The 16,287-nt window shown below is 40.5% G+C and carries 14 protein-coding genes and 1 pseudogene; 7 read left to right on the plus strand and 8 right to left on the minus strand.

The features are described from left to right. Positions 1 to 2: 2 nt before the first annotated feature. The gene (locus tag AM1_RS25645; protein ID WP_238549080.1) at positions 3 to 629 is read left to right on the plus strand and encodes a pentapeptide repeat-containing protein; all 627 of its coding nucleotides are present in this window, start codon (positions 3 to 5) and stop codon (positions 627 to 629) included. A 3-nt stretch (positions 630 to 632) separates the two neighbouring features. On the opposite strand, the gene AM1_RS25650 is transcribed toward AM1_RS25645, so the two are convergent. After that, on the minus strand, positions 633 to 1,502 hold the full coding sequence (locus tag AM1_RS25650) for a pentapeptide repeat-containing protein (RefSeq protein ID WP_238549081.1): 870 nt from the start codon (positions 1,500 to 1,502) through the stop codon (positions 633 to 635). 129 nt (positions 1,503 to 1,631) lie between these two features. Then, complete coding sequence (locus tag AM1_RS25655; protein WP_012165840.1) at positions 1,632 to 2,285, minus strand: hypothetical protein; 654 nt, start codon at positions 2,283 to 2,285, stop codon at positions 1,632 to 1,634. Between the two features lie 620 nt (positions 2,286 to 2,905). On the opposite strand from AM1_RS25655, the gene AM1_RS41250 reads away from it, so the two are divergent. From AM1_RS41250 to AM1_RS25675, 3 genes are read left to right on the plus strand one after another with little or no spacing between them, the layout of a single operon-like run. Then, a complete protein-coding gene (locus tag AM1_RS41250; protein ID WP_012165841.1) occupies positions 2,906 to 3,613 on the plus strand; it encodes a hypothetical protein in 708 nt (235 codons plus the stop codon). Positions 3,614 to 3,653: 40 nt separating this feature from the next. Further along, positions 3,654 to 4,790, plus strand: a complete 1,137-nt coding sequence (locus AM1_RS25670; protein WP_148215829.1) for an ATP-grasp domain-containing protein — start codon at positions 3,654 to 3,656, stop codon at positions 4,788 to 4,790. A 38-nt stretch (positions 4,791 to 4,828) separates the two neighbouring features. Beyond that, positions 4,829 to 5,923 (plus strand): peptidoglycan bridge formation glycyltransferase FemA/FemB family protein, encoded by a 1,095-nt coding sequence (locus AM1_RS25675; protein ID WP_012165843.1) that lies wholly within the window; start codon positions 4,829 to 4,831, stop codon positions 5,921 to 5,923. Positions 5,924 to 6,006: 83 nt separating this feature from the next. On the opposite strand, the pseudogene AM1_RS41255 reads toward AM1_RS25675, so the two are convergent. From AM1_RS41255 to AM1_RS25690, 4 genes and pseudogenes are all read right to left on the minus strand, one after another. Next, positions 6,007 to 6,316: pseudogene (locus tag AM1_RS41255) on the minus strand (IS1 family transposase); the annotation flags it as partial. Positions 6,317 to 6,335: 19 nt separating this feature from the next. Next, complete coding sequence (locus AM1_RS25680; RefSeq protein ID WP_012160919.1) at positions 6,336 to 7,646, minus strand: IS701-like element ISAcma8 family transposase; 1,311 nt, start codon at positions 7,644 to 7,646, stop codon at positions 6,336 to 6,338. A 73-nt stretch (positions 7,647 to 7,719) separates the two neighbouring features. After that, positions 7,720 to 8,775: an IS630-like element ISAcma41 family transposase gene (locus tag AM1_RS25685; RefSeq protein ID WP_041660524.1), complete on the minus strand. Its 1,056-nt coding sequence runs from the start codon at positions 8,773 to 8,775 to the stop codon at positions 7,720 to 7,722. 282 nt (positions 8,776 to 9,057) lie between these two features. Further along, the gene (locus tag AM1_RS25690) at positions 9,058 to 9,345 is read right to left on the minus strand and encodes a cell division protein SepF (protein ID WP_012165845.1); all 288 of its coding nucleotides are present in this window, start codon (positions 9,343 to 9,345) and stop codon (positions 9,058 to 9,060) included. A gap of 239 nt (positions 9,346 to 9,584) precedes the next feature. Here AM1_RS25690 and AM1_RS39985 point away from each other — a divergent pair. Beyond that, positions 9,585 to 10,429, plus strand: a protein-coding gene (locus tag AM1_RS39985; protein ID WP_076611323.1) for an IS1-like element ISAcma3 family transposase whose coding sequence is annotated in 2 segments (ribosomal slippage) — positions 9,585 to 9,941 and positions 9,944 to 10,429 — 843 coding nt in all. Because the reading frame shifts where the segments join, the coding sequence is not laid out codon by codon here. 78 nt (positions 10,430 to 10,507) lie between these two features. Here the strand turns inward: AM1_RS39985 and AM1_RS38865 are convergent. Next, positions 10,508 to 10,915 carry a PadR family transcriptional regulator gene (locus AM1_RS38865; RefSeq protein WP_315875422.1) on the minus strand — a complete coding sequence of 136 codons (408 nt, stop codon included), beginning with the start codon at positions 10,913 to 10,915 and terminating at the stop codon, positions 10,508 to 10,510. A 108-nt stretch (positions 10,916 to 11,023) separates the two neighbouring features. Continuing rightward, entirely contained in the window at positions 11,024 to 11,380 is a 357-nt protein-coding gene (locus AM1_RS25705) for a hypothetical protein (protein WP_041660526.1), read from the minus strand. Between the two features lie 484 nt (positions 11,381 to 11,864). On the opposite strand from AM1_RS25705, the gene AM1_RS25710 reads away from it, so the two are divergent. Both AM1_RS25710 and AM1_RS25715 read left to right on the plus strand, forming a co-directional pair. After that, complete coding sequence (locus AM1_RS25710) at positions 11,865 to 13,202, plus strand: AAA-like domain-containing protein (RefSeq protein ID WP_012165848.1); 1,338 nt, start codon at positions 11,865 to 11,867, stop codon at positions 13,200 to 13,202. 18 nt (positions 13,203 to 13,220) lie between these two features. After that, positions 13,221 to 16,196, plus strand: coding sequence for a GAF domain-containing protein (locus AM1_RS25715; protein ID WP_012165849.1), 2,976 nt, complete (start codon positions 13,221 to 13,223; stop codon positions 16,194 to 16,196). Positions 16,197 to 16,287: the final 91 nt, after the last annotated feature.

Consider the following 16,287-nt stretch of genomic DNA (forward strand, 5'->3'; position numbering starts at 1 on the left):
AAATGATGAACTATAAATCTTTAGTCCTGGCGGCTGGTTTGGTTGCGATCGCACTTCCAGTACGGGCAGAATTACCTGAGCATATTCAAGAATTACTCAATACCCGTCGCTGTATTCGGTGTGATTTGTCTCGCGCCAATTTTGGCGGTATGGATCTGAGCGTGACCAACCTGCAAGGGGCAAACTTGATTTTCTCTAATTTGGAGAATGTCAACCTCAACGCCTCTAACCTGACGGGGGCCAAGCTGATCCAGGCTCGGATGTCTGACGCGAATTTGCAAACCACCAACTTAAGCGTCACGGACTTAAGTAAAGCGGATTTGCGAGGCGCTAACTTGGTGGGGGCAGATTTGCGCAGTAGTCGCATGACCTCTGCCAACCTGAAAGGGGCAAAACTGCAGCAAGCCAAGCTGCAAGGGGTCAACCTAGGGGCCGCCAATCTGAAAGGGGCAAAGCTAAATGGGGCTAATTTGTTCTCGGCTGATTTACGCGGGGCCAACCTTCAAAATGCGGACCTATCAGGGGCCAACCTCAAGGAAGCTGATTTGAGTGGTGCGAATGTGAAGGGGATTAAACTCACGGACGCCGACCTAACGGGGGCCACCCTCCCGGATGGCATCCCCCAGTAGGTCTTACTTACAGGTTGCCAAGGCTTGAAGAGAAGCGGGGATATCCATCTGACAGAGTTTAGCCCCGCTTAAGTCTGCATTGCTCAAGTTGGCACCGCGCAAGTTGACATCTTTCATGGCAATCTTGCCTAGGTGAGCGCTGCTGAGGTCGGCTTCACTAAGATTGACGCTTTCTAAAGATGCTTTCCGCAGATCCGCGTTATTCAGCTTGGCCCCATTGAGGTTGGTGTACTTCAGTTGGGCCTGCTTCAGCTTTGCCCCTTTTAAGTTGGCTTCGCTCAGGTTGGCATTGGATAAATAGACCTGGTTAAGGGTGGCATTCTTAAGATTACTTTTATTGAAATTAGCCTCTCTCAAATCGCTGAAGTAGACACGACGAATGCCTTGGGTCGTTTCCACCACTGCAACGCTAAAGTCCGCATCTTCGAGAGTCGCTTCAAATAAGTTGGCACGACGCAGATCGGCCCCTTTGAGCTTAGTTTTGACTAAGGTTGCCTGGGTGAGATTGGCGTCTTGCAAATTGGTGGCTTGCTTGAGGGTTGTGGTTAAGCTGGCCCGTCTAAGAGTTGCTTTGCTGAGATTGGCGTACTTTAAATTAGCGCTTTCTAAATTGGCATCGTCCAAATTAACGCCCTGCAAATTAGCGCCTTGCAGGTTCGCCCCTTGCAAGCTAGCACCCTTTAGATTTTGATCTTGCAAATTGGCTCCCCTGAGGTCGCATCCATCACAACTGTTGGTGGCCTGTAGCTGCTGGAGATGCTCCGGGTTGGGAGTCTGAGCGCTATTGCTGGCAGCACTCAGGGGCAAAAATGCGATAGAGAAGGAAGCCAGGGCTGTTCCTATGACAAGACTGCCTTTATTCAACTGTTTCATGTAATCCACCCAAATTAAAACGGTCTGCAATAGGTATTTATTCTCTAATCACTGTACTGTGATCAGGGCAAGGTTACAAAATGCTAAGGAACCAGAAAACTGCTAAACGCCTGCCTGAAGGGATTTTCGTTACAACACGCGCCAAATTAAGGTCCAAAGGGTCAAAAGACTGGTGGTGAAAACCGCTTTTTGCGGGGCAAGAGTCTTAACGCCCCAGTACAGTAACCATAAGGACCAAAGGCTACCGACCAAGACAAACCAAAATAGCACCTGTATAAAGACCTGACTGCTCAGGGTTTGACTGTATAGGCTCAGCCAAGTCAAATACTGGTTCAGCCAGGGGGCTTCTGGTCTAAACGCCACAAATTGGCTAAAGGGAATGACTCGTCCGGTAGCAGGCCAAAGTCCTGCTGCTCCCACCAGCAACAATCCTGCCGCGGCCAGGGGCCATTGGCTCCACCCGGCAAGTTGCCATGCCCGACATTGGCTTCTAGTGGTGAGCTGAATGATCCATCCGTAAATGCCCCAGCTTAATAGGGGCCAACTGATTAAACCAATCAAGATAAGGCTGATCAAAAAGGTCCCTCCAGGTGTAGTGCTGAGGGATTGCAATATATCTAGGGAAATAATGGATGGCAGGTTTCGAGTCCAGATCCAGTAGGCGGTGTATCGTAGCCAGCCGGCACCTAAGACGATTCCCAAGGGCACCCAGAATTTAGGCGGTTGTTCGAAAAGCTGCCGGAAAAATAATTTTGGGTGGGCAATAAGGGACCAGAGGTTCATCTGGAGTCATATTCCCTTTCTTAAAGTACTAAGCTTTACGGATTCTAATCCTTTTGGTGGACTGGATGGCTAGGGAATTCGTATTCCAAAAATAGACATCAGGGGATAGGGGAACTCAACTCTCTATAGCTTTGAAAATCCACATTTATTTGAGGCATAAACAAAGATTTGGGGTATTAATCGCTGTTTTCAAGGGTTGGACTAACCACTTCTGACAGATTTTTCTGAAGATGAAGAGTAACATGAAAAATCAAAAAATTTAGGGTTCAAACGCTTTAAATGGTAAGGATATCAAAAACTCTATTTGCTGATAACCATGGCTTAGGGAAAGGATAAAGTAGAATATTCTTCAAATCTTTAAAGCATGAATCCTAATGGAAGTTCAAAGCAATTTTTGCCTAGCTATTACTAAAGATAACTCTCTAGTATCATGAGTTTACCATAGAAGCAAAACAAAAGCTTATATTTTTTATATGGGAAATAAATAAATTTATATTATTTAACTATAAAAACTAAAAAATAATGGTAGCAATAAATAAGTGATATTTTATGGAAAAAATTAACGTTTATCGATATTTTTCAAATTGCTTGTTCAAGTAACTAATATAAAGACTCAAACTATGCCTTCTACTTTAAAAAAACTAAAAATATACATTCCAGCACTTATTCTACTATTACTAATAGTTATTGCCAGACTAAAGACGAATATTCCTATAAATGTTTTTTTAAGTGATCCAGCTGTTATTGCTGGTTCTAATGGGCTTAGCTCCTTAATCCAAGCCACAACAAATCCTTTCGTTGGAGTAGCTTCCAATATAGGTATTTTGTGTTGGTGTATTTCTGCATCAGTGTGTTTTTTTAGCTGTTTTTTAATCAGAAAAAAACTCATGCCTTATAGTAATGGCTATAAGGAATTATTTAATTTTTTGCTGCTATCAGGACTGATTACCTCAGTGTTATTAATTGATGATTTATTTCTTTTACATGAGGCTATTATTCCTAAGCTACTTAAAATCCCTCAGTATCTTACTTATTCATTATATATGGTTACAGTATTCTACTGGATTAATAGATTTAGGAAGATAATTATCAAAACAGAATGGGATTTACTTGCTTTAGCATTTATATTTTTTACATTCTCTATTTTTACTGATACTGCAATGGATTATTTTGAATTAAGTAATCATATGAATATACTATCAAATAATGAATTACTAGTATTGTTAGAGGATGGTTTTAAGCTATTTGGAATAATAAGTTGGCTTACATATTTAAGTAAAACTTCCTTGTTGATTATAGAAACCATTATTGAAGGAGAAAGACTATAAAATAACGTATGTCATTTTTAAGTCTAAAAAAATAAAATATATGAAAAATAAATATCATTCAATTTTAATAATAGATGAATGTGATCAGCCCATTGCTTATTATGTATTGAGATGTTTGAAATCGGGGAATCAGAATTTAAAGATCAGTATAATTATCCCGTTAAACCAGTCATCTATAGAAAATAATTGGATAACTTTCTATAAATATTCGAGATATATAGATCGTCTAATTATTGCAAGTAATGAGATAGATTCCAATGACTTTCTGAATGAAGTAATTCAAGCAATCCAGCAAGAATCGATCGATTATATTTTTCCGGCTTCTGAAAATAGTTTTAAGTTTGTATCCAGACATAGGGTTCAACTATCATCTTCAAGTAACTTAATAGCCTTACCCAGCCAAAATTCTTTAGATGTGACATTTAATAAGTGGGAATTGAGTCTTTTTCTGAAAAACAGAAAAATTCCAACTCCTAAAACTATTCTACCAAGTTCAATCACTCAATCGAATCAATTATCTTACCCAATTCTACTAAAACCAGCCTGCGGAAGTGGAGGTGAAAATATTAAAAAGATCGAAGAAGTATCAGTGCTTAAATCTATAATACATAATCCAATTGCTAAGAATGATTATAAAGATTATATATTGCAAGAATATATTGATGGCTATGATATTGATTGTAATGTACTCTGCAAAGATGGAAAGATTCTTACTCATTCTGTGCAAAAACCATTAGGTATAGAAAAAGGATTTTCGCCAAAGATTGATAAATTACATTTTATTCATGATAACTCTGTATTGAGTATCGTAAAAAAAACAATGTTTGAGCTTCAATGGAGTGGAATTGCCCATCTAGATCTTAGGTACTGCCATAAAACAGGTAATCTATACTTAATTGAAATAAACCCTAGATTTTGGCAATCTTTAATGGGCTCACTTTCCATTGGTATTAATTTCCCATATCTACTATTTCTAGTATCAGCTGGGTTTGATATCGGAGACGTTTATTATGATGATCAATACTATGCAAAGTTTTCTAGATATATAAAAGATATACTTAGTGGTTCACTAGACTATAGTCTAGATAATACTAACCTAAAATACTTGCTGACAGATTTAAATTCAATTGCTAATTATGGTATAAAACGTTTTTTTGGAAGCAAGACCATTAGTTAGTTTAGCTATTTTATTGATATATCTTATAAAGAGTAAAAATGGACGTAAAGATAATTAATACAGAGAATGATTTGTGGCTAAAAGTCTTATCGAACTTGCAACATGATATATATCACTTGCCAGGATATATTGCTTTAGAAGCAAAAAGGTATAATGCTATCCCTAAAGCTATTTTAATAACTGATGAACGGAAAATTTTCTTCCTACCTTATCTCCTTCGTCAATTTAATGACTTATCTCTCCAAGGAAATGAAGTGGGGCCAATACTTGATATCATCTCTCCCTATGGCTACCCAGGTATATTGCTAAGTAAAGATGCATATTCAAGCCCAGAATTTGTGAATCTAGCGATTGAAAAGCTAAAAATAAGTATATTTGAACAAGGTGCCTGCTCAGCTTTCTTTCGACTTCATCCCATCCTTAATAACTTTGTAAGTGATTCTCAGCCTGAATCTTTTGTTGAAAATGGAACAACAGTATCTGTTGACTTAAAACTCTCTGAAGAAGAGATATGGGGCCACACAAGGAAAGGGCATAAAAGTACAATCAATAAATGTAAGCGGTTGGGTATGCAAGCAAGAATGGTTCCAGTTCTTGAGTACCTTGAAGTGCTATCTAACATTCAGGAAGAAACTAACGAGCGGGTAGGCGCTTCACAAAGCTACTACGATTTTAATTATGATTATTTTTTAAATATGTTCAATGCTTTTGGAGAGAAACTACATATATGTATTGTTGAACTTGATGATCGGATTTTGTGTGCTGGCCTATATTCTGAGTGTTGTGGAATAGTGCAAAGTATATTTGGTGGTACAAAAAATAATTATATTAATTTATCTCCAAGTACTTTAGAAACGGATTATGCCAGATACTGGGCTAAAAAACGCGGGAATAGCTATTTGCATTTAGGTGGTGGTGTTGGTGGAAGAAAGGATAGTGTATATACATTTAAGTCAGGCTTCTCAAAGCAAAAACATTCTTTTGTTACACTACGTTTAATTAGTGATCAACCTGTCTATGATCGTTTAGTTCGGTTGCGTGCCAAATCAATAGGTATAGAAACAGATAAACTACTTAGGCTAAATTTTTTCCCGGCCTATCGATACTGTTATCAACCAAATCTTAGCTCTTGATAACGGAATAGTAATTTATCTGATTGAATATATCATGGAGAAGCTGGGGAAAAGAGACTCAGGTGGAGTGGGGAACTGGTCTATTAACAGGTCATATCCTTTAACCCTTTACTTAGTGAAGAGTTCTAATGTGCTCAACGGACGGGAACAAAATCTTATTTTCATTGCTGGTGTCGTCTGCTTACTGAGCCCCCAATGGGGTCTAACCCAGTAATGAATAAGTCGTTGTACGTCTAGCACTCGCTGTAACCCTGACTGATTCTTTGTGTAGAGATTCTGCTGCCTTCGATAAGCACTACTTCATCTCTTCAAAGCAGCATTGTGAACCTCGTTGTAATTGGCATAGACTTCAGATGTTGGGGTTATAGCGGTAAAAGGATGCTCTACTTTCATCTATCCCTCTTTTATCACTTTAGACAGAGAGAAAATCAGGATGCTTGAGCAATTTCCTCACCAGTGGACAGCAAAATGCCTCCATCTTTGATGTGAGTTGCTCAAACCCCTTTTTCAAAGCACGGCTGGGAAAGACTTCTAACCAGCGCTTTAGAAGATTCCAACTGATTAACGGTTGAATGATCAAGCGCACATTATTGAGCAGATTCTTCCACCCGTTTTGGTTATCCCACCAAGGATGCTGCGCAAAGTGTTGATGTGCCACTGGACAAGAGTCATTGAAGACATCAGCGAACAAACTCACCATCAAGAAAGCGCTCATCACTATCTCCCACCACTTTTCAATTTGTTCGTAGTGCGTCATGCGAAAATCAGCCCAACCCAAGGTATCTTTAGACTGTTTGAGACCATACTCAATCCAAGTTCTGAAGCCATAGCAATCCCCAATTTCATCCAGCTTGATCTCGGGTGCCGCTGCCATGACATAAGAGGTTGAGTTCTCTGGTAGCGTTTGGGGGTCCGTGGTTAATAGCCAATAGCGCTTCTGGTGGTGTCGCTGGCCATAAATGATCTCTTGCCTGTAACGAGTTTCAGTGGTGCCATTGCTGAAGGTTCGTTCAAATGACTGCCACGGTTCGGCAAAGACTGCTTGTTCTGCGGGTAACCACACCGCATGATTGCTACGAATCGCTAGGATATAGGGCAGCTTTAACTCCTCTAAGACATTCACAAAGTTTGTTTGAGCTTCCCCATACAAGCTGTCAGCCAGGACGAGCTCAAAGCAAAAGCCCATCCCTTGCAACTGTCGGATCATTCCAGCAGCAATTTGGGGTTTGCTGAGATACTCATCCTCCTCTTTAAGACGTTCTCGGGGTTTGTACACTTCAAAGGACAAAGGCAAAATCATCCCTTGAAACAGCCCGTAGGCAGTGACTGCGACGATGCCATTCTCTTTCTTGCCCACATTGCCGATATACTGCCGTTTCACATAGTCGGTACTCTTGCCTTTTTTGCAATCGCCCGTCTCATCGATCAATAGAATTAACCTGCGCCCATCCAGTATTTTCAAGATGATGTCCAATCTCTTGTCAGACAAATGTGACGCTACCCAAGGTGATTCACTCAGAAAATGATGCAGGCTTTGATGGTTCTCCAAGCCCACTGCTCTTGCAATGGCGGGCAATGATTTACGTTTGATATCACTAATCATCCCCAGATGGAGATGCTTGAAGGCTTCATAACTGCGGACTTGGGGAAATAACTCTGCAAATAGTTGGCAGTACTCATCAACAAAGCCAATGGTTGGTTCTGGACTTCTTGAAGCTGACATCACTCATTAGAAAAATAGAAACTGAGAATAGTCTATTTTTTATCTGTCTAAAGTGATAAAAGAGGGCTATACTCTAGACGGTTAAGAGATTAACTTTCTGGAAAGACTGAAACTTGAGTGAGAGCAGGCTGGTTAGTTTCGCCTTATGCTCTGTATTGCATTGGTCAATGCACTGTTGAATGGCCCCTTTGAAAGAGTGAAAATCCGAATAATACTTCGAGTAGAGACATTCCTTGCGCACAAAGCGCCAAAGCCGCTCAATCAAATTCAAATGGGGTGAATAGGAGGGCAAATAGACTAACTCAATATCGACGATCTCAGCAAAGTCAGTCACCAGCTGGCATTTTTGATATCGGGCATTGTCTAAAATGACGCTGATGGGTATGACTGGGTCGAGTAGTGCCAGCTTGGCTAGCAACAGACACATGCTATGAGAGTTGATGTAGGTGTGGTTGGTGATACTGGTGACTTCTTTGGTGACAGCGTTGAGTGCACCCAGAACATTGAATCGTTGACGGCCAGAAGGAGAAGGGATGAAGATCCGACGAAGGCACCAGAGAAACCCCAGATAAGCCCGGTGAACAAAATGAGCAGCATCCACAAAAAAGACAAGACGCTCTTGGCGTTGAGCTTCCTCTAATAAGGGTTCAAGGCGAGTTTGTCGAAACTGCTCTTGCTCCTCAATTTTCTCGGGCAGACTCGACTTTCCCGGCACATACCCCACTTTTCGAGAGCGACAACCAATGCGTTTGAGGAAGGCTTTGATCTGGGTTGGAGAACGCTTAATACCTGTCAATTGTTCAATGACTGCTTGGGCTTCTGCACTGGTGCGGGGCGGGTGTTGCTCAAAATAGGCTCTCACACTATCGCTATGAGCGTTGAGTGAACTGGATTGACCTTTGTATTCCAGGGTTTTCAACCCTTCAATTCCGCCTTGTTGATACAGACGAAGGGTTTTAGCTAAGGTCGGACGACTAATCTGACAAAGCTGACAAATCTGGGCATGGGGAAGACCCTGACTTTTCAAGTAGAGCACTTCCATCCGTCGCTGCACCCGTGGGTGAGGGTGATGATAGCGTTCGTAATTGAGGTGTTGGATTTCCTCTGCGGTGAAATCAATTTTAATCATGCAAGTAGGGGAGTCGGTTGAGGGATACTCCCAGTCTGCCAAATCTCTCCACTACAATGTTAAGCCGCAAGTCGTACGCAGTATAATTTGATTTTGATCTGACGTTTCCCCTTTATTTCATATCCCTAAGGATTCATGTATAGTCCACGGTGGCCTCAGCTCAATAATCTATAAGATGTCAAACTTGTCCTCTAACTCCTATTCAGCTTGTTTCAAAGCATTTATCTGCAAAGGCAGCAACTTTAGTGTAAATTCTGGAACTGAACTGATCCCAAATGAATTTCAGAGCAAAGCTTTACTTGGAGAAGAGGGTTGAATAGAGATTCTAGGAGCGGCGAACAAGTATACACCATTGCCAATCTCTCTAAACTGACCCCTGATGGAATAGGTACTACCTGCTAGAAAGTCAGTAATCCTTCGAGCAGATTCATAGGGTAATTTTCCTAAGTTAACGAGCAATAGCTGTCCCTTTTTTAAGGCTTGTGCATCTACTTCTGCTTCAGTAAAGGTATTTGGATAAGATAAGATTATTTCACAAGCAAGACCATGGATTGGCGTCAGATTATTCATGATTTAATGGCATACTAATCAGATAATTATTTTTTTTCTGTAAGCCTTTTATCCTACTCATATATGAGAAATGTTTGGAATTAAGTAAAATTTCAGATATATTAAGCAAAGGATTTTAAGTCATTAAATGAGTTGATTGATAATGAATTTACTTTGAATCTCTTAAAGATAAATCACCAAGCCAAACACTGGTCGTGCATCAAAGAAGTGTGGGTTTGTTAAACCGATAGGGAGTCGAGTTGTTTTATTTCCTCATGCAATGTCCTCTATGTGGTCATCCTAAAACCCACAAACATGGCAAGACCAGCAAAGGCAGTCAACGTTACCGTTGCCCCCACTGTCAACAGACCTTTAGTGAGACCTTTGACACCCTGTGTTATCGCCGTCAGATCTCTCCTGAAACGATCCAGACCATCCTTCAAGCTCATGTTGAAGGGAGTAGTCTACGAGGACTCTCTCGCATCACGGGTGTAGCGTATAACACTTGTGTGAGTGTGGTTCGTTCAGCGAGTCATAAATCCCAAATGATTCACAATGGGGAAGTTCAGGCCGTTGCGACCGACGTCATTAATGCAGATGAGTTGTGGTCCTTTGTCAAAAAAAGCAAAAGCACTGTGAGCCGAAGGAGTTGAGGGTAGGCGACTGCTGGATAGCATTGAGTCTTGCGAAAGAGAGTGGTCTCGTGCTCAGTGGCCGTATTGGCAAACATACCGACGAGCTAGCTCAAGAATTGATTGAAAATACTGAGGGCAAAACCGCCTGTCATCATTGGCAAACGGATGGTTGGGAAGGGTACGCACGACAATTACCCGATGAGGTCGTCCATGAAGTGAGTAAAGCCCTGACCCAACGCTTAGAGCGGACCAATGGCATCGTGCGTCAGCAGACCGGGCGTTGGCATCGACGACAGAATAAATTTGGCAAAGTCTGGCAACAGAGTGCGATGACTTTAAGATTGGTGCTGAGCTATTTCAACTGGATTTGGTGCCACTCTCGATTCAAGAACACGGCTGCCCAACGAGCTGGATTGACGGAGCGTCCTTGGAGATGGCAAGACTTAGCTTCCTATCCCACACTTTGTTGATGCACAATCTCTTAATTGAGCTGAAATTCTTCTAGGATTTTGAGATATTAAAAATTGACTAACTTAGTATTCAGTGAATTAGATGGTTGCCAATGCATATTTTCGACTATTCAGTTCTAGAAATTCGAGCCAAAGCTTTGACAATTGGTTGGCTTCGTCCAGCCTACTTGAAGGGATTATCAGCATACGCCTAGGCCTTCCTCTTCCAGGAAAATTTTTCCAATAAGAAGTAATAATACCTTCATGCGTCAGGAAGTTTAATGCGTTATATAAAACTGTATCTGATAGACGATATGGTGGATATTCAGTTTCTACATATTGCATTAGAGCAGAGCCATATGATTCACCATTATTAATTAAAATAGTGAGGATACAGCAAACTGCGGCTTCTCTATGTAAATAAATGGGAGGTGGGTTCTGAAAGTAACTAAAAATATCCTGAAAATTCAATATGATCAACCCTTGGTAATTGAGCAAAATATCCAATTAAGCTTACAAAATACCTGATATTTGTAGGCAGTAAACTGGCATGAATTATATGAAAATAATCATTGAGAAAATGCAGATTTATATCTAGCTACCAAAGAGGACGGTTTATTCTGTCCAATGGGTTAGTTTCTCCCATTTTAGCTCCTGACCATTTTCTAAAAATAACTTTGAATCTCCAGCAAAATCTTGATGTGGTAAACCAAGCTCGTACATGGAATTTTTGGTATTCACATAAATACGACCATTTTTTGAAAAACAACCCTGGATCGGCGATGTTTTTAGCCTTTTACCTGATGGATGATTTGGGTGATTGTGAATTTGACCAAAGATGATTACCTTTTTATCGACGTCAACACAAAGCCAAGATTCTATGATTGAAGAGCAAAGCGAAGACAATGATATTTTGCTTATTGTAGATTGATAATTCTGTAAATAGTATTCTATGATATCGTCTGCTACCACTTTCAATCTCTCAAAAACTAATCAGTATTTATGTTGGTAATATGGTGAGTTGTTTTATATACTCTATGTTCTTCATGGAAGGCAGTATCACCTACTAAATTAATCAGGAAAAGTAATCGAAATGAAAAGGCTGCTCATAAAATAGTCCAACCTTGATTTGAGATTGATTCAATATAGATTATTTCAGTGAGAGTCCCAATAAGGTAGATGATTTTATGATATTGAGCCAAGTGATTTTATTTACTTAGTGAATTGCAAGATTGCTCCTCGTTACTAGCTTGTACCTGAATATTAAAAAAGTCTGTGTGATATTGTTACTATTTTTCTTATGAGAAGCTATCTAATTGTGTGCTTGATGTTGAGGATTTCATGGTTATAGTCATTACTTTTGATTTTAAGAGATACTATTCACACCAATCGGTTCTGTACCTTAGGATTGGTGTGACGACTTCCTTGATGGATATAGACCTGTGAATCACATCTAATGACAGTTGATGAAGCACTAGAAATTATTGATGTTGCGCTTGCACCCCAACGTCTTAATGCTCTCCAGGAGTTAATCTTTAAGCAATGCTGGAAGGGACTTACGTATCAAGATATTGCGGCGTTAGCTGGATATGACAATGACTATATTCGGCGAGTCGGATCGCAGCTTTGGCTTGAATTAACGGATTTATTTGCAGAAAAAGTCACAAAAAGTAACTTTCGTTCCGTCCTCAGGCAACAAAGCCATAATTCTGACACCCAGAATACCCCTGATACAGAATATTGCCAGAAATCTAATCCTATACCTGATTTCCCCAGCAGTTCAGTTCCCTTGGAATCACCTTTTTACATCAAGAGGAACCTAGCCGAGAAACGGTCCTATGAAACGGTTGTTCGACCTGGATCTCTCATTCGGATAAAAGCACCAAAAAAGTGGGGGAAAACCTCTTTACTGCTCAGAATAATAGTTTATGCTGAGTCACAAAATTTTAATACGGTTAGATTAAATTTTAATCAGGCAGATCAATCTATTCTCATGAGTTTAGATAAGCTGTTGAGGTGGATATGTTTGAACTTGACTAACCAACTCCAAATACAATCGAAAGTTGATGAATTTTGGGATAGAGACCTAGGCAGCAAAGTAAGTTGTACGAATTATTTCAGAAGATATATCCTAAGCCAACTGAGTGATCCCCTCGTGATTGCATTGGATGATTTAGATCGATTGTTTGAGTATTCTCAAACAGCTCAAGATTTTCTGCCCATGCTGAGGTATTGGCATGAAGAAGCAAATAATTTTGAGGTATGGAAAAAACTCCGACTCATTGTTGCCCATAGTACGGAAGCCTATATCCCCCTCAATCTCAGTCAGTCCCCTTTTAATGTAGGCCTTCCCATTCAGTTACAAGCGTTAACTGTCGATCAGGTCCAAGAATTAGCAGATAGATATGCTTGTACTTGGACAAAAGGTAAATCTGGTCGAACAAAAATATCCTGCCTATGTGACTTATGTGGAGGTCACCCTTATTTATTGAACCTGGCTTTTTACCACCTTTTTCATAAAGATCTCTCTCTTCAGGAGCTTATTGATGATGCCCCGATACCGACTGGACTCTTTAGCAGCCACCTAAGTAACCAGTTGTTTACGCTTCAACAGCATCCTGAGCTAGCTCGTCACTTTAAAGAAATTGTGTCTGTGGAACAGCCCATATCTATACCATATGTTTCAGCTTATAAGCTCGAAAGCCTTGGCTTGATTCGATTTGAAAAAGATCAAGTGGTACCAATGTGCGAGTTATATAGACGATATTTTCGCAATTGCACAAGTCAATTTTAGGAAATTTGGTTTAGGTTTATGCTATCCAACAACCACAAGAACTATGAGTACCAAGTCGGGGGTAGCCTCAGCATTGATTCTCCAAGTTATGTTGAACGTGAAGCAGATTCTTTATTATTTGACGCCCTTGTGAGAGGTGATTTCTGCTACGTCTTTAATTCACGTCAAATGGGTAAATCTAGTTTACGAGTGCGTGTTAGACACAGACTTCGACAAGCTGGTTATAATTCGGTATCGATCGATATCACGAGCATTGGTAGCGAAAGGACTTCACCTGAACAGTGGTATAAAGGAGTCGCCAATGAAATATTTTACGGATTCAATTTACAGGAAACACTTCACTTCAATCATTGGTGGAAACAGCAATATGGCTTGACTCCTGTTCAAAAGCTGAGTCTTTTTATTGAAAATGTACTGTTGACCCATATTGTAGGTGAGAAGATCTTCATCTTCATCGATGAAATCGATAGTATCCTTAGCCTCGATTTCCCGATGGATGATTTTTTTGCACTCATCCGGTCATGTTATAACCAACGAGCAGATAATCCTCAATATAATCGCCTGGCCTTTGCCCTGTTTGGGGTTTCCACACCCTCAGACTTAATCCAAGATCGAAATCGCACCCCCTTTAACACTGGCCAAGCCATTGAATTAAATGGGTTCCATTTAGAAGAATGCCATTCTCTTGTGCAAGGGATGGTAGATAAGTACGATCGCCCCGGTAGATTTTTGGAAGAAATTCTATTTTGGACAAATGGACAACCTTTCTTAACTCAAAAGCTCTGTCAAATTGTTGTCCAGCATGTTGAAGTTGAAGAAAAATGCAACTGTCCACCAGCTCTTTTATCTGACTCTCAATATTCTATTAAGGATTTTATTGAGCATATTGTTCAGTCCCATATCATTCAAAATTGGAAATCTCAAGATAACCCCGAACATCTTCGTACTATTCATACTCGACTGCTAAGAAACGAACATAAAGCCACCCGACTATTAGGAATGTATCAGCATATTCTCCAGGATGGAGTTTTAGCTGAAACGAATAGCGATACTCAAGTGGAATTATTACTTTCAGGCTTAGTTGTTAAGCGAAATGGTTTATTGAAAGTTTCAAACCGCATTTACAAGTTCGTTTTTGATCAGATGTGGGTTCAAGACCAACTGGAAGAATTAAGGCCGTACTCGGAAGCATTGACTGCTTGGATGAATTCTGGTGCTCAGGATGAATCTCGGTTGCTTCGAGGTCAGGCATTAGCAGATGCTCAAGCTTGGTCTTTAGGAAGAAGTTTAACCAATCAAGACTATCAATTCCTTGCCGCGAGCCAAGCCTTAGATAAGCAACTTGTTGAAGAACGTTTAGCCTTAGAAAGCGCTAAGAACATAGAGCAAAAACGACGAGAAGACGCCTTGCGTTTAATTATGGAAGGTACCGCTGCCAAAATTGGAGATGAATTCTTCTACTCCTGTGTGCGCTGCCTTGCTGAAATTTTAGATGTTGAGTACGCTCTCATTGCTGTCTTGGATGATAAAAACCACACCCATGCCATGACTTTGGCTTACAGTGGTGATGATGAGTTAGGCAATTGCTGGGAGTATGAGATTGCTGGAACTCCCTGTGAGCAGGTTATTCAACGGCTTGAAATCTGCCATTACCCTCACTCTCTCCAAACCCTATTCCCTAACGATCCCTATTTAATCCCTTTAAATGCTCATAGCTATCTCGGCATACCTATCTTAGATAGCCAGGGAGACTATTTAGGCCATTTGGCTGTGATGGATACAAAGCCGTCTAAAGAAAATATTTCAGATGAGATTGTTATTCTAAAAATTTTTGCTGCTCGTGCGGGAGCAGAACTAACGAGGAAGAAAACGGAAGCAGCGTTAGCAAAGCATTTAGAGCAAGTATTGCTCTTGGAGCATATTACTCAGAAAATCCGACAGAGTCTTGATACAACACAGATATTGCAAACCACGGCAAATCAAATTGGCAAAGTCTTCCAAGCCAATCGTTGTTTAATTTATACTTATTTACCTAATCCAACTGCTCAACTACCATGGGCTGCTGAATACTGTGAAACAGGGTTCACCTCTTTGCTGGATTGGAGTCGTTCCATCATTGATATCCCTTTTGTACGAGAGAGTTTAGCAAACGATGAAGCCATTTCTCTTCCAGATGTACATACAAATTCTCTGATGGAACCTCTGCCAGATGGGGTTAATATTACTGGCTTGAAGTCAATGATTGCCATTCGAACGTCCTGTCACGGCGAACCCAATGGATTGATCCTGATCCAACAATGTGATCGATTTAGGCATTGGACTCAAGAAGAAATTGAATTGTCTGAATCTGTAGCATTGAGGGTAGGAATTGCTCTGGCGCAAGCTAAGCTCATTGAAAAGGGAAAGGAGCAAATGCTCCAATTGGATCGACAGAATCATCAACTCCATCAGGAAATCTCTGAACGTAAATGGATTCAAGACTTCGTGGATGGACAGAATAAGGTATTAAACTTGATTGCCAAGGGAGCAGCCCTTTTGGAAACCTTAAATCTTCTGGCTAAGATGATTGAGGATCTTTCAGATCAGTCTTTATGTTCTATTCTCTTGTTAGATAATTTTACTGGCAAGCTACATCATGGGGCAGCTCCAAGCCTACCTGAAGCTTACAACCAAGCCATTGATGGTTTAAAAATTGGACCCATGGTTGGTTCCTGTGGGACGGCTGCCTATTCAAAACAAACCGTTACAATTACGGATATTGCTACTGATCCTCGTTGTCAATCAGTCAAGGATGTAGTTTTACAGTATGGACTCAGAGCATGTTGGTCTACTCCAATCATCATCAATGATGAAGTTGTAGCCACCTTTGCTATGTATTATCGAGAACCTAGAGCACCTGGTTCGAGAGATATAGATTTAGTTGCTAAAGCCACCGATCTAGTCAAAGTTGCGATAGAGCGTTACAGAGCTCTAGAGAATTTAGCTTGTATATAGAGAAAACTCGCAGTTATTTCCTTGGAGGTATTCCGAGATGTTGAGATTCGCTACAACCCCCTCGACTAATAAGCTAAATTTCTAAATTTTG

It is taken from the genome of Acaryochloris marina MBIC11017, from assembly GCF_000018105.1.
Classification (GTDB): domain Bacteria; phylum Cyanobacteriota; class Cyanobacteriia; order Thermosynechococcales; family Thermosynechococcaceae; genus Acaryochloris; species Acaryochloris marina.